Source organism: Salinimonas marina, assembly GCF_015644725.1.
GTDB lineage: Bacteria > Pseudomonadota > Gammaproteobacteria > Enterobacterales > Alteromonadaceae > Alteromonas.
Genome location: NZ_CP064795.1, coordinates 2,996,075 through 3,010,547 on the forward strand (window position 1 = coordinate 2,996,075; position 14,473 = coordinate 3,010,547).

General features: G+C 51.0%; 9 protein-coding genes and 2 pseudogenes. 4 read left to right on the forward strand and 7 right to left on the reverse strand.

Annotation, left to right across the window (positions count from 1 at the left end; all coding sequences use genetic code 11):
• Positions 1 to 84: 84 nt before the first annotated feature.
• The 4 genes and pseudogenes from IT774_RS13400 to tkt form a co-directional block, all read right to left on the reverse strand.
• A complete protein-coding gene (locus tag IT774_RS13400) occupies positions 85 to 984 on the reverse strand; it encodes a fructose bisphosphate aldolase (RefSeq protein ID WP_195810207.1) in 900 nt (299 codons plus the stop codon).
• A gap of 126 nt (positions 985 to 1,110) precedes the next feature.
• Positions 1,111 to 2,286, reverse strand: a complete 1,176-nt coding sequence (locus IT774_RS13405) for a phosphoglycerate kinase (protein ID WP_195810208.1) — start codon at positions 2,284 to 2,286, stop codon at positions 1,111 to 1,113.
• Positions 2,287 to 2,347: 61 nt separating this feature from the next.
• Positions 2,348 to 3,366 (reverse strand): annotated as a pseudogene (epd, locus tag IT774_RS13410) (erythrose-4-phosphate dehydrogenase).
• 22 nt (positions 3,367 to 3,388) lie between these two features.
• The gene (tkt, locus tag IT774_RS13415) at positions 3,389 to 5,383 is read right to left on the reverse strand and encodes a transketolase (RefSeq protein ID WP_195810209.1); all 1,995 of its coding nucleotides are present in this window, start codon (positions 5,381 to 5,383) and stop codon (positions 3,389 to 3,391) included.
• 326 nt (positions 5,384 to 5,709) lie between these two features.
• Here tkt and metK point away from each other — a divergent pair, with 326 nt between their 5' ends.
• On the forward strand, positions 5,710 to 6,855 hold the full coding sequence (gene metK, locus IT774_RS13420; RefSeq protein WP_195810210.1) for a methionine adenosyltransferase: 1,146 nt from the start codon (positions 5,710 to 5,712) through the stop codon (positions 6,853 to 6,855).
• A gap of 251 nt (positions 6,856 to 7,106) precedes the next feature.
• Positions 7,107 to 7,607 (forward strand): hypothetical protein, encoded by a 501-nt coding sequence (locus tag IT774_RS13425; protein ID WP_195810211.1) that lies wholly within the window; start codon positions 7,107 to 7,109, stop codon positions 7,605 to 7,607.
• Here the strand turns inward: IT774_RS13425 and IT774_RS13430 are convergent.
• Both IT774_RS13430 and IT774_RS13435 read right to left on the reverse strand, forming a co-directional pair.
• On the reverse strand, positions 7,604 to 8,311 hold the full coding sequence (locus IT774_RS13430; RefSeq protein WP_195810212.1) for an aspartate/glutamate racemase family protein: 708 nt from the start codon (positions 8,309 to 8,311) through the stop codon (positions 7,604 to 7,606). The two genes, IT774_RS13425 and IT774_RS13430, sit on opposite strands and share 4 nt — an antisense overlap.
• 10 nt (positions 8,312 to 8,321) lie before the next feature.
• Positions 8,322 to 8,831, reverse strand: a complete 510-nt coding sequence (locus IT774_RS13435; RefSeq protein WP_195810213.1) for a 3'-5' exonuclease — start codon at positions 8,829 to 8,831, stop codon at positions 8,322 to 8,324.
• Positions 8,832 to 9,156: 325 nt separating this feature from the next.
• Here IT774_RS13435 and IT774_RS13440 point away from each other — a divergent pair, with 325 nt between their 5' ends.
• Positions 9,157 to 10,293, forward strand: a complete 1,137-nt coding sequence (locus tag IT774_RS13440) for an ABC transporter substrate-binding protein (protein WP_232364992.1) — start codon at positions 9,157 to 9,159, stop codon at positions 10,291 to 10,293.
• Positions 10,294 to 10,295: 2 nt separating this feature from the next.
• The gene (locus IT774_RS13445; RefSeq protein WP_195810215.1) at positions 10,296 to 13,148 is read left to right on the forward strand and encodes an ATP-binding protein; all 2,853 of its coding nucleotides are present in this window, start codon (positions 10,296 to 10,298) and stop codon (positions 13,146 to 13,148) included.
• 7 nt (positions 13,149 to 13,155) lie between these two features.
• Here the strand turns inward: IT774_RS13445 and IT774_RS18080 are convergent.
• Positions 13,156 to 14,473: pseudogene (locus tag IT774_RS18080) on the reverse strand (alkaline phosphatase).

Consider the following 14,473-nt stretch of genomic DNA (forward strand, 5'->3'; position numbering starts at 1 on the left):
CTAATTAGCGGGGCGGGTCAGGAAAAAGCAAAGGCCGCAAACAAGAACATGTGCGGCCTTAAAGGTAAGGCTGTAGGAAAGAAATTAAGCTTTGGATGCCTGATAAATAGACTCAATAGCATCGTTCATTGCAGTATCAAAATCCTGGTGACTTTGTGCCGCATTAATGCCTTCGGTCAGTGCCCGTGAAAAGCTGGCGATCATACCGGTGTTACGAGACAGTTTCTGGTTGGCCTCTTCACGGCTATAGCCACCTGAAAGGGCAACCACTTTTAAGACTTTAGGATGCTTTACCAGCTCGGCATAAAAGTTGTCCTGCTCAGGAAGGGTAAGTTTCAGCATTACCTGCTGATTGTCATCCAGACTATCAAGTTCATTCTTGATGGCGGTTTTAAGCAAAGCTTCGGCTTCGGCTTTTTCGGTGCTGTGGATATCTACCTCAGGCTCGATAATGGGAACCAGACCTGCAGCCAGAATCTGACGACCAATTTCAAATTGCTGCTGAACCACCGCGTTGACCCCGGCTTCATTGGCCCGCTTGACCACCGAGCGCATCTTGGTGCCAAAGACATTCTGCCGGTTGGCTTTTTCCAGTAACGAATCCAGACCGGGGATAGGTTTCATGGTTTGCACCCCATCAGCCTCATCGTTTAGGCCTTTGTCCACTTTTAAAAATGGCACCACCTGCTTGTCTTCCCACAGGTACTGGGCGCTGGGTTTCCCCTCAATGCTGCGATCCAGGGTATCTTCAAATAAAATTGCGCCTAATACCCGCTCACCATTAAATGGTTCACAGGTGATAATGCGAGTACGCATATTGTGAACCTGTGTAAACATTTCATCATCGTTGCTGTATTGCGACTCTTCCACGCCATACAAACGCAATGCCTTTGGGGTACTGCCACCGCTTTGGTCCAGCGCAGCAATAAAACCATCAGCTGTTTTAATCTTATCCAACATCGCTTTTTGAGCTGGTGATGCCATGAGCAACACTCCTTTTTGTTACTGCCGGTTACGGCAGGTGTAGGGTTTATAATTATTACCCGGCGCACGTCACTGTGCACCGGGGTACGGGTAATTAAGGTTACCACTGGTTAGATTGCAGCTGGCTTATTGGTTTTTTTGTTCCAGCACTGCAACCGCCGGTAAGGTTTTGCCTTCAAGGAATTCAAGAAATGCGCCACCACCGGTGGAGATATACGATACTTTATCGGCGATACCATATTTATCTACCGCTGCTAATGTATCACCCCCACCGGCAATTGAGAATGCATCACTTTGGGCAATCGCTTCGGCTATCCCCTTGGTGCCTTCACCAAACTGGTCAAATTCAAACACGCCTACCGGACCATTCCAGACAATTGTACCCGCTTTTTTCAAAATCGCTTTTAACGCCTCAGTAGACTCAGGACCAATATCAAAAATCATGTCATCGGCCTCAATCTGATCCACGGCTTTTAGAGTGGCTTCGGTGGACTCTGAAAATTCCTTACCCACCACCACATCAGTTGGCACCGGGATATCGCCGCCATTGGCCTGCGCGTCGCGAATAAGCGCTTTGGCGTCATCCACCAAATCCAGTTCCACTAGCGAGTTACCCACTGCATGGCCCTGCGCCGCCACGAAGGTATTGGCAATACCACCACCAACAATCAGCTGATCGACTTTTTCTGCCAGCGATTTTAAAACCGTCAGTTTGGTCGACACTTTTGAGCCGCCCACAATTGCCACCATTGGCCGGGCCGGGTTATCCAGGGCCTTGCCCAGGGCATCCAGCTCAGCCGCCAGCAGGGGGCCGGCACACGCCTTTGGCGCAAACTTAGCTACCCCATGGGTCGAGGCCTGCGCGCGGTGGGCGGTGCCAAAGGCATCCATCACAAAAATATCGCACAAAGCGGCATATTGTTTGGCCAGGGTTTCATCGTCTTTTTTCTCACCCTGGTTAAACCGGACATTTTCCAGAATCACCAGCTCGCCGGGCTCTACGTCGACGCCATCAAGATAATCTTTAACCAGATGCACCTTCACCGACAACGCTTCGTTCAGATAATCGGCCACCGGTTGTAATGAATACTCATCTTCAGGCTGACCTTCTGTGGGACGTCCCAGATGCGACATCACCATCACCGCCGCGCCTTGTTCCAAAGCGGCCTTAAGCGTAGGAATCGATGCTTTGATACGGGCATCGGAGGTTACCTTGCCGTTTTTCACCGGTACGTTCAGATCCTGGCGGATCAGTACCCGCTGGCCGTCCAGCGAGAAGTCCTGCATAGTTGGAATTGTCATAGGGTCTCCCTAAAATTGAAAATGACTGCAGTGCACCGCCGGTGCTGTGCAGTCCGTGGTTTTATTCTGCCAGCCCGGCATGATACATCGCCTGCGCCGTGTCTATCATACGATTGGCAAAGCCCCATTCGTTGTCGCACCAGACTAAGGTTTTGACCAGCTGATTATGACTGACCCGGGTCTGGGTACCATCAACAATACTGGAATGGGGATCATGGTTAAAATCAACCGACACCAGCGGCTCTTCGGTATAGTCCACAATGCCTGATAACCGCCCTTCCCGAGCTTGTTTCAGGGCCTTATTGACCCTCTCAATGCACACTTTTTCTGCCAGGGTTACCGACAAATCCATCGCCGTGACATTAATCGTTGGCACCCGCACGGCAATCGCTTCAAACTTGCCGGCAAATTTGGGCAGTATGCGCTCAATACCACGAGCCAGTCGGGTATCAACTGGTATGATTGACTGACTGGCAGCGCGGGTACGCCGTAAATCATCATGGTAGGCGTCAATTACCATCTGATCGTGCATTGAAGAGTGGATGGTGGTGATGGTGCCGCTATGTACTCCAAAGGCGGCATCTAGCACCTGAATCACCGGCACAATGCAGTTAGTGGTACATGATCCGTTGGACACCAGTCGGTGTTCGGGGTGAGGGTTTCTTCGTTACAGCCAAAAATAATTGTATTGTCCAGATCATGACTACCTGGCTGGGAATACAATACCTTGCCGGCGCCGGCATCCAAATGCGCCTGACCCGCCGCACGATCCTGATGTACCCCGGTACACTCAAGCACAATATCAACCCCAAGCTCGGCCCAGGGCAACGCCAAAATATCGGTTTCTGCCGTCAGCCGGATGTTGTCTTTGGCCACTTCCAGGTGATGATCTTTAAGGTCTACCTCAAAAGGAAACCGCCCGTGGGCGGTATCGTATTTCAATAAATGGGCAATACCCTGTGGTTTGGCAATTTCGTTAATGGCTACCACGCGAATATGCTGATTGCGCCCTGTTTCATACAGGGCGCGAAGCACATTACGGCCAATCCGACCAAAACCGTTAATGGCAACTCTGACCATATCTATCGCCTGTGATGGTTAGTTACAACAGTGATTTTGCCGCCTCAACAACCGCTTCGGTGGTAATGTTGAAATGCTTAAACAAGTCACCAGCCGGTCCTGATTCACCAAAGGTATCCATTCCCACTACTGCGCCGGTAAAGCCAACATATTTGTACCAACTATCTTTCGACAAGGCTTCCACCGCCACCCGACGGGTTACCGATAATGGCAGAACACTTTCGCGATAGTCGGCAGATTGACGGTCAAACACATCGGTACTTGGCATAGAGACCACTCGCGCCTTGGTGCCTTGTTGTGCCAGCTGCTCAGCCGCTTCTACCGCCAGCTGTACTTCAGAGCCGGTACCAATAAGAATAATATCCGGGGTGCCGTCACAGTCTTTTAAGATGTAACCACCTTTTTCAATGGCAGCGACCTGCTCTTTGCTGCGTTGCTGCTGCGCCACGCCCTGACGGGTGAAGATCAGCGAGGTGGGGCCGTCGGTACGCATAATCGCCTGTTTCCAGGCCACCGCGGATTCCACCTGGTCACAGGGACGCCAGTTATCCAGATTCGGAGTGGAACGCAGAGCCACCAGCTGCTCTACCGGTTGGTGGGTGGGGCCGTCTTCGCCCAGGCCAATAGAGTCATGGGTGTACACGAAAATAGAAGGGGCTTTCATCAGCGCCGCCATGCGTACCGCATTGCGGGCATATTCCATAAACATCAGGAAGGTGGCGCCGTAGGCTTTCAGGCCACCGTGCAACACCATGCCGTTCATAATGCCCGACATACCAAATTCTCGTACACCGTAATAAACATAGTTGCCGCTGGCATCATCATTAATGACCCCTTTGCTGCCTTCCCACAAGGTCAGGTTAGAGCCAGCCAAATCGGCTGATCCACCAATCATTTCAGGCAGCAACGGCCCATAGGCATTCAGCGTGTTTTGCGAGGCTTTACGGGTTGCCAGGGTTTCGGGATTGGCCTGCAGTTTGGCAATGTATTCATCGGCTTTTTCAACAAAGTTGTCTGGCAGCTCACCGTTTACGCGGCGTGAAAACTCAGCAGCTTCTTGCGGATAAGCTTCCTGATACCGGGCAAATTTGTCTTCCCAGTTTTTTTGCGCATGCTGGCCTTTTTCTCTGGCGCTCCATTCTGCCGCTACATCAGCCGGGATTTCAAACGGCGCCGCCGTCCAGCCCAGCTCTTCGCGGGTTGCTTCAATTTCATCATCACCCAGCGCCGCACCATGACAAGATTCTGAGCCCTGTTTGTTTGGTGAACCAAAGCCAATGATGGTTTTACAAATGATCAAGGTTGGTGCGCTGGTATTGCTTCGGGCTTCTTCAATGGCTTTGCGAACCTGATCAGAGTCATGTCCATCGACATGCTCAATAACCTGCCAGCCATAGGCTTTAAAGCGTGCCGGGGTGTCGTCGGTAAACCAGCCTTCTACTTCACCATCAATTGAAATGCCGTTGTCGTCGTAAAAGGCAATCAGTTTGCCCAGACCCAGCGTTCCGGCCAGCGAACACACTTCGTGGGAGATACCTTCCATCAGACAGCCGTCACCTAAAAAGGCATAGGTGTAGTGGTCTACAATATCCAGGTCGGGCTTGTTGAACTGCGCTGCCATCACTTTTTCTGCAAGCGCCATACCTACCGCATTACTGAGGCCCTGACCCAAAGGGCCGGTGGTGGTTTCGACACCCGGCGCATAGCCATATTCAGGGTGGCCCGGGGTTTTTGAATGCAACTGGCGAAAGTTTTTGAGCTCTTCAATCGGCAGGTCGTAACCGGTAAGGTGCAATAGTGAATAAAGCAACATAGAACCGTGGCCATTAGACAGCACAAAGCGATCGCGGTTAGCCCAGTCAGGGTTAGTGGGGTTATGCGATAAAAAGTCACACCATAGCACCTGAGCAATGTCGGCCATTCCCATGGGCGCCCCCGGGTGACCCGATTTGGCTTTTTGAACTGCATCCATGCTTAAAGCACGGACCGCATTGGCAAGTTCACGACGAGTGGGCATGTTGTCTCCTGGTTATTTGTTCCTACAGGCAAAGTGATACGCCAGCATTGTTATTTAGCTCAGCGCAGGGTTTTGACTGTTATACGTGAAAATAGCAACTATTCTTACCTATGCGCCCCGCCACTGCAATGGGTTTTACGGTAATGGCAGACGCCGGCGTAAAAAAATGCCACCATTTGGGTATCCTTGTTAAGTGGTGGTCAATCTAACATTGTCAACCATACGTTCCAAATGGACTTTTAGACGTCCAGATGTAAAGACTGGTATTTTGAGGTATATCTAGTACAATTACGCCTTTAATGAGGGCAAAACCTAACGGAGAATTTATGGCTACGCAGTTATTCACATCCGAGTCAGTATCAGAAGGTCATCCAGATAAGATTGCAGACCAGATTTCTGATGCGGTGTTAGACGCTATTTTGGAACAGGATCCGAAAGCTCGGGTGGCATGCGAAACCTATGTTAAAACCGGTATGGTACTGGTTGGCGGTGAGATCACTACCTCAGCCTGGGTCGACATTGAAGAGCTGACCCGACAAACCGTTAAAGAAATCGGCTATACCCATTCAGATATGGGCTTTGATGCGGACTCGTGCGCGGTGTTAAATGCTATTGGTAAGCAGTCACCAGATATCAATCAGGGTGTGGATCGCACCAGTCCCGAAGAACAGGGCGCGGGTGACCAGGGTCTGATGTTTGGCTATGCCAGTGACGAAACCGAGGTACTGATGCCGGCCCCCATTACCTATGCCCATCGTCTGGTGCAAAAACAGGCCGAAGTGCGTAAATCGGGCAAGCTGGACTTTTTACGACCCGATGCCAAAAGCCAGGTAACCTTTGTATACGAAAACGATAAACCGGTGGGTGTCGATGCGGTGGTTCTGTCTACCCAGCATTGCGACAGTGTCAGCACCGAGCAAGTCCGCGAGGCGGTGATGGAAGAAATCATCAAGCCGGTGTTGCCTGAACAGTGGCTCACCAACCGCACCAAGTTTCATATAAATCCCACCGGCCGCTTTGTTATCGGTGGTCCGGTAGGCGACTGCGGTCTTACTGGCCGTAAAATAATTGTCGATACCTATGGTGGCATGGCCCGTCATGGCGGCGGTGCGTTTTCGGGTAAAGATCCCTCAAAAGTTGACCGCTCTGCAGCCTATGCGGGTCGCTATGTGGCAAAAAATATTGTGGCCGCCGGGCTGGCACGTCGTTGTGAAATTCAGATCTCTTATGCTATCGGTGTCGCCGAACCTACGTCTATCAGTATTGAAACCTTTGGCACTGCCACGGTGGATGAGAAAACCCTGGTGGCGCTGGTACGCGAGCATTTCGACCTGCGTCCTTATGGTCTGATTAAGATGCTGGATCTTGAACGCCCCATTTATCATGCTACCGCCGCCTATGGTCACTTTGGCCGCGAACAATTTCCGTGGGAACGCACCGATAAAGCCGAAGCACTCAAAGCTTCGGTGTAATCTCTGATACCAGGCTTAACTGCCTATCGCTGACTTGTGCGCCGCTAATGGGGCTTCACCTCATTAGCGGCGTTGTTGTTTTCATCCAGCGCTCAAAAAAAGAACAATTTGCGAGCAAAGGGCGTAAACTTAATATAGGATTACTGAGGAGTGAACCATACCCACGCGCCCTGTGGCCCAACCTTTACACTTTACGTCATAAAAAAATAACAGCTGCACCTTGGATCTACTCAACTATGGATGCTGAACACATGAAAAGGTTACTTTTTATTGGTGTATTACTGGCGATAAGCAGTGCCACAGCCCTGGCCACCGAGATGGAGTCAGTGGGTGCCGGGTCAGCCACAAACTCTGCATTTTCTTTCTCTCATTATGGATTGTGGTCGAGCCGTTCTCAGGCTGCGCCGGCCTGGTCGTTTGATATTGAGTACGACAAACCATTTTTCGCACACCCTGCCGGCGCCACATTTTTGCCAGATAACTCGGTGCCTGAAACACTGACCTTTAGTGCCAGTCGCGCCCTGCCTTACTTTCGCTCACAGCGTTTATTTGCTGCTATTCAGGCCAGCAATAGCAATAAAGTAAGGTTACCGGCTGAGCTGTATCAGTTATCCAATGCCGGGATGGCGGCAAGTTTTGGCTGGCAGCTGGGCGACTATGAACGATTTAATATGGCGGTGGAATACGAGTACCGCGAAGTTGCTGAACAGGATATCAATAGCCTGCTGTTGGGTGTGCAGTATTACTTTTAGTGCTGCCCCAGTAAGTGCCGGACGATATGCCGTGTATGCACCTGAGTGGTATCCACCAACGTATGTCGGGTAATATGCGAGTTAATCAGCAGTCCTATTTCGGTACAGCCTAGAATAAACCCCTGAACCCCGTGCTCAGTCATGTCTTTCATAATGGCCAGAAACTGTTGCTGAGCAGCATCGGTCACCGTGCCCTGGCAAAGCTCCTCATAAATTATCTGATGTATCGTGTGCTGAGCTGCCGTATCCGGGGTGGTCACTTGTAGCCCGTGTTGTTGCAGGCCATCGCGGTAGAAAGGATCGTGCATGGTAAAACGCGTTCCCAGTAAGCCGACATGTTGAAGCTGGTCGGCACGACAATGCTGCGCCGTGGCACTGATAATATTTAATAACGGAATGGATATCGCCGCGGCCACGTCGGGAGCGACTTTGTGCATGGTATTGGTAGCGATGGCAATGGCGGTGGCCCCGGCATTTTCCAGCAGCCGGGCGCTGTCTATCATCATCCGGCTTAGCTCGTCCCATTGCTGATTGTGCTGCAGTTCGCTGATCTGATGAAAATCGACACTGTGCACAATAATATCAGCACTATGTAACCCACCCAGGCGGTCATGAATTTGTTGATTCAGCAGTGAGTAATACAGGGCGGTAGACTGCCAGCTCATGCCGCCGATAATACCAACCCGCTGTTGTGTTTTTTGCATAGCGCTACTCTCAAGCCTGCCTGGTCTTACTTTGCGCCTGGGAATGCAAAATTGTCAATTGAATTAGTTCAGCATCTACACTGGCGCGATGCCGGCGGCCATTAAAGCGGTGCTGCAGTGACTGTTTAGTGAGGTGCCAGTTTTCCATCTGTTGTTCATTGAGCAAATAATCCAGCGCCGTTACTTTAAAACTCATGGTGAGGCGGGCAGCGTCAAATAATTTTATCAGCCAGGGATAGTCCACCACCCAACCATCGGTAAACACAGTTTCTCCATCTAAAAATTCGTTCAGTTCGCGACAAACCTGATACACGGGATAGCCGTGTTCGTACAGATCCTGCTGGCTAATGCCATGTAGCTGCTCGGCCTGGGCATCCCAGTGTGACCATTCTTCCAACGGGTAGATAAGACGGCAAAATCGGGCGCCGTCACTGCGCTTTGCTCCCACTTCAATAGGGTAGCTGCGCGAACCGAATCCAGAGGCTTCCACATCAATCACCGAAGGTGGCTGTTTATTCATACTTCAATAACGCTCCTGTTTTGCTTCTGTTATCAGTACCTCTTTGAAGGTGCGGGCGCACGCATGATACCAAATACGCTTTATACCCCAACAGTGGCTTTTTCGTTCGGTTTGTTTAACGTGCAATCACGCCTGACTACATCGAGCTGGTGTCTATAACCAAAGCGCAATAGTCATACCTGTAGATAATAAAAAACCGCCATTTGTCTAATTGCTAAACCATAGAAAAGCTCTAGGCTTTAGGTTTAAATGAACTAATTTTAATGATGCCCTGATGATTACCCGAGCCCGTTTAGTAAGCATTGTTTTACTAGTATTTTTGCTGATGAGTGGAACGGCCGCGGTGGCGAAGCCGGAGACCGACCCCTTGCTTATCGCCATTGATGCCGACTTCAGCACCGTAGCGGTGGAAGGTGGCGATGCTATCGCGAAAGGCGTTGCGCTGGCAGTGGCACAGGTTAATCGCGAAGGGGGGTTACTGGGTCGTCACTTGCAGGTTGTACACAAAGACCATCGTGGAAACCCGGCCCGGGGGGTGGCGAACATTCGTAGCCTAGCGCAACTGGATAACCTGTTGGCGGTGGTCGGTGGTATTCATACCCCGGTAGCTATCGCCGAGCTGCCGGCTATTCATCAGCACAACCTGTTGTATCTGGGCGCCTGGGCCGCGGGCACTGCGGTAGTAGAAAATAACTTTGACCCTGGCAATGTTTTTCGGGTATCAATACGCGACAGCGAAGCCGCCACCGTATTAGTCAAACATGCCAAAGCACGGGGTTTCAAGCGGGTCGCGCTGGCACTGGAACGCACCGGTTGGGGTCGCTCCAATCTTGATTCAATAACGCAGGCCGCCCAACGCCACAATATCAGTATTGAAAAAGTCACCTGGATTAACTGGCAGCAGAAAAGCTTTGAGGAGGCAGCCGCCAGCATCGAATCTGCCAGGGTTGATGCGGTAATTATGGTCGCTAATGCGCCGGAAGGCGCGGTGATCACCAACGCTATTTATCAAACATTCGGTGCCAGTTTACCCATAATTGCCCATTGGGGGATCGCCAGTGGTAATTTTGTAACGTCAGTGGCAACCGATATTTTACAGCAGATGGATATCGGCGTAATCCAAACCTTTAGCTTTCTTTACCAGAACAACCCGGCAGCTGCTAGACTCTATAAAGACTACCAGTCGGCTTATGGGAAAACAGCGCCTGACGGCATTCCGGCCGTAGTCGGGCTGGCCCATGCTTATGATTTAGTACAGTTGCTGGCTCTGGCGGTTAAACAAGCCAACAGTGTCAAGGTAGCCGATATTCGTCAGGCCATGGAAAATCTGCCTGAAACTCAGGGAGTGGTTAAGTTGTACAACCCCGCGTTTACCAGTACCCGGCACGATGCCTTGTGGGCTGAGGACTATTTTATGGCACGATTTAACGATAACGGAAATCTAATTCCTATGATGAGGTAAAGATGTCTGCAAGACCTTCGCTGGCTAGCTCGTTACAAAGGATTTTGTTACCCAAGCTGCTGGCCGCGCTCTTTGCTATCAGTCTGCTTATCTGCTTTGCGGTGGTTTACTTTGCCCAACAGCAGGTCTCCAAAAATCAACAACAGCATATTGAAAATTTACGGACCGATATCGATTTCAGTATCCGGGATACGCTGCTCTTGCTGGAAAGTATTGCCGGCAATGATTTGTTGGTGAACAGCTTTATCGATTTACAACAACGGGATAATTACCTGCCGCTGTTTTTTCGTACCCTGAGACTATCGCGGGCCACCAATGTCAGCCTGGCGTTGTTTGATTTTGCCGGGGAACCGATAATCAGCAAAAACTGGCAAAAGACGGTGCCGCCCGATTTAACAAGCTTGTGGAAACCGCCCACCCTGGAAGCCGGCCAACAGTTTTGGCAGGTTTATCAAAGTGGCCTGGTAATGTCCGTCCCCGTGCATATTGGTGCCTCAGTGGAAGGCGCCCTGGTGCTGTATGCGCAGGATATTGGCCAGCTCATCAATAAGCGCCAAAATAGCGCAACACAACTTATCGTCGGGCCCGACCAACAGGTATTGTACAGTTCCCGTCCTGAGGTTATCGCCCCGGCTACTGTGTTTGCTGCCAGCGACTATCAGCGCTGGACCCGGCACGCCAGCCAGTGGCAAAACCTTACCTTATACAGTCTGTCGCCCATTACCCAGGCCTATGGGTCGGTGCTATGGCTGATCCCCGTGTTATTGCTGAGCATCATTGCCACCGTGCTGGTCAGTGTGTATGGCGTGAACCGGGCCGCGAGTCTCACCGCCACCACGCTGGATACCCTGCATGCGTCTATTTTGACCAGCATGCAACAAAAGTCGGCCGCCCGTTCCTTCTCTCCTGACAATGAGCCGGCGGAATTATCACAAATACGCGCAGCCTTTGACAATCTTACCGCCAACCTGATGACGATAACCTTGTCTAACCGCCAGTTTGCCAATGTCATTGATTCGTTAGAAGAATTATTGGTGGTGCTGGACACCAGCAATAAGCTGGTTATTAGCAATCATCGTTTCGAGCGAGTGGCGCAGCAATTTAAGCTGGATGGCACTGAGCTACGGCGTATCAGCGATTATTTGTCACACAACGCCTCTCCCCTGGATGCCACCTATACCAATGCCGCCGGTGCCAGAAAAATCACGGTTAAGTGGACTTTGCTGCCCTTCGTGGATGCACAAAAAGAAGTCATCGGCACTATATTAGTGGGCAACGATGTGAGCCAGCAACGCGACTTGGAAAGTCGCAACCGGTTAATGACCCATGCCATGGAAAGCGCCACCGTCTCCATTGCAATTGCTGACACTACCCGCACGAAAATGCCCATCGTTTATGTGAATGATTTCTTTAGTAAGCTTAGCGGCTACAGTTCTGCCGAAGCCTTAGGACAGCCCGCCGACCTTTTAGTCGGGCCCGGTACCGACCAGGTTGTGTTAGGCCGGATGCTTGAAAACGTAAAGGCTGGTCAACCGCTGGACGAAACCGTGCTGCTGTACAAAAAAAATCGCCAGACCTTTTACGGACGGTTGGTGATGACCCCGGTCCGGCTCGACACCATTGTTACCCATTATGTGGTGTTTTTTCAGGATGTGACTGAGCAGGAAAAGGCCCGTGAGTATCTGGAAGACGCTAAACATAAAGCAGAAGAGTCGGCGCGTATGAAATCCAGCTTTCTGGCCAGCATGAGTCATGAAGTGCGAACGCCGCTGCATGGCATCTCCGGCACGCTGCAATTGCTGGATGCCTCAAAACTCGACAACAAACAGCGGCGTTATTTGACGCTGGCGCTGCAAAGCATGTGTAACCTGCAACATATTGTCGATGACATTCTCGACTTTTCTAAAATTGAGGCTGGCCAGCTTAATATTGAGCATGTGCCGTTTAACCTGACCCTGCTGCTTGAAACTATCTTCGAGCAATATTATACCAATTGCCAGAATAAAGGCGTGGAACTGAATGTTCAGCTGGATTTAAAAAATACCCAATATGTGATGGGCGACGCGGTTCGGTTGCGGCAAATTCTAGGCAACCTCCTTAGCAACGCCGTAAAATTCACCTCCGAAGGCGCAGTATCCGTTGTTATCGAGCTTTTTGACCAGGGTCATCAGTGGCAACTGTACGGCCGGGTTAGTGATACCGGTATCGGCATTGCGGATGATAATATCGGTAATATTTTTGAAGTCTTTACGCAGGAAGATGACTCTACCACGCGACGGTTTGGTGGCACCGGCTTAGGCCTGGCGATAACCCGCCAGTTATGTCAGTTGTGTGGAGGTGACATCACGGTAGACAGTAAAAAAGGCCAGGGCAGCGCCTTTAGCTTCACCATGCAGCTGGCCAAAGCCGCCCGTGAGTATACCGCGGGGAACAAAAGTATTGATCCTCAATCACTCACCGACCTGCCCGAAGCACGTATTCTGCTGGTCGAAGACAATGAAATAAATCAGCTGATTGCGCGCGAAAATTTAAACGGCCACAAAGTGATGACCGCGGCCAATGGTAAAGAAGCCATTGCGGCCCTCAGTCAAATGAAGATCCAGTTTGATTTGGTATTGATGGACTGTCATATGCCCGAAATGGACGGTTTTGAAGCGACCCGCCGGATCCGGGCCGGCGAAGCCGGCGCACGCTATACCGGCGTTCCCATCGTGGCCCTGACCGCCAATGCCATGAAGGGCGACCGGGAAGCGTGTGTGGCCGCCGGTATGTCCGACTATATTTCAAAGCCTTTCACCGCCAGCGATTTGCAGCGGGTGATTAAAGACTGGGCCGGTGCCGACACCGTGGTGTGAGTGGTTTTTAGCGTACAAAACTCATTAAGAGCCGACCTACTTCATCATTCCCCAGAAGGGTAGAAAACTTTTCGGATCCCGGGCCATAGCTGTAAACAGGAATATTCTGAGAAGTATGATAATTGGTTGCCCAACCGGTTTTTGTGCGGTCGTTGATAAGTGACTTCAGATAGTGCGTTGTTGCTTTTGAATCCCTGCTTTGCACCAGCCTGAACATGTCATCAAGCTGTTTTGCGCTCAGCTCAAATTGAATAAACTCTTCCAGACTCAGTGCAATAGCAGCACTGCCATATGCCAGTTCCTGGGGCGATATCTTCATCAGGTGGGCGACCATGGATTTGATTGACCCTGAGATTTTAGCCAGCTCGGTGGTATTCCATGCTTCTGGCGTTGGCAGGCTCAAGCCGCCGGTTTCGTGATCGCCGGTGATCACCACCAGTGTGTCAGGATGCTGTTTGGCAAACTGTATCGCAGTGCGGCTGGCCTGTTCAAAATCTTCCATCTCTTTAAGCATACAGGCTATATCGTTTTCATGGGCACACCAGTCAACCAGCCCCCCTCGATCAGCAGGAAAAAAGGCGCGGGTGCTTTTGACAGTAATGCCAGCGCGGTGGCGGTCATAGTGGTTAACCGTTGCTGTTCGGGTGCTGGCAGATCGATAGCGTAAGGCAATTGTTGCTCGCTGAGTAACGCCACCAGCGGTAAGGTTGTGTTTGCCGACAATTCGTTAAGATGCCCTATCACTGTCACCCCATCGGCTGTTAATTCGCCCACCAGGTTACGATCTGCGCGTTCAAAGTAGGCTCTGCCGCCCCCATTAACAGGTCAAATTTAAATTTATTAGCGATAGTCGCATCGATATATTCATCGGCGATGGCGGCGTAATTGTTACGACTACTATTATGGGCCAGAAAACTGGCAGGGGTGGCGTGGTTAATTTGAGTAGTGGTGATCAGGCCAGTGTTCCAACCCTGCTGTTTGGCTTTTTCCACCACGGTTGACAAAGGCTGTCCCTGAGCATCAACCCCGATAAATCCTTTGCTGGTTTTCCGGCCCGTAGCATACGCCGTGGCCGCCGCGGCAGAGTCGGTGATGGCAGCGGAGTCCACGGGAGAGGTAGAGACCTCGCCTCTGGTAAGCGCGTCCCACATCAAGCTGGTGTCGTTATTATGTCTGGCTTTGAAATGCCGTAGTGCCGTTGCTTGTTGCTGCCCCATACCATCACCAATCAACAAGATGATTCGCTTAGGTTGCATGGCCGCGTTAGCGCCGGCTGACAGTGCTAACTGTATCAATATCAAACATAAACATCCGTGTAATTGCAT

Bases quoted from the DNA above. Each gene is read 5' to 3' on its own strand.
- IT774_RS13400 (WP_195810207.1), bottom strand. From the start codon at position 984: ATGGCATCACCAGCTCAAAAAGCGATGTTGGATAAGATTAAAACAGCT.
- IT774_RS13405 (WP_195810208.1), bottom strand. From the start codon at position 2,286: ATGACAATTCCAACTATGCAGGACTTCTCGCTGGACGGCCAGCGGGTA.
- tkt (WP_195810209.1), bottom strand. From the start codon at position 5,383: ATGCCCACTCGTCGTGAACTTGCCAATGCGGTCCGTGCTTTAAGCATG.
- metK (WP_195810210.1), top strand. From the start codon at position 5,710: ATGGCTACGCAGTTATTCACATCCGAGTCAGTATCAGAAGGTCATCCA.
- IT774_RS13425 (WP_195810211.1), top strand. From the start codon at position 7,107: ATGAAAAGGTTACTTTTTATTGGTGTATTACTGGCGATAAGCAGTGCC.
- IT774_RS13430 (WP_195810212.1), bottom strand. From the start codon at position 8,311: ATGCAAAAAACACAACAGCGGGTTGGTATTATCGGCGGCATGAGCTGG.
- IT774_RS13435 (WP_195810213.1), bottom strand. From the start codon at position 8,831: ATGAATAAACAGCCACCTTCGGTGATTGATGTGGAAGCCTCTGGATTC.
- IT774_RS13440 (WP_232364992.1), top strand. From the start codon at position 9,157: ATGAGTGGAACGGCCGCGGTGGCGAAGCCGGAGACCGACCCCTTGCTT.
- IT774_RS13445 (WP_195810215.1), top strand. From the start codon at position 10,296: ATGTCTGCAAGACCTTCGCTGGCTAGCTCGTTACAAAGGATTTTGTTA.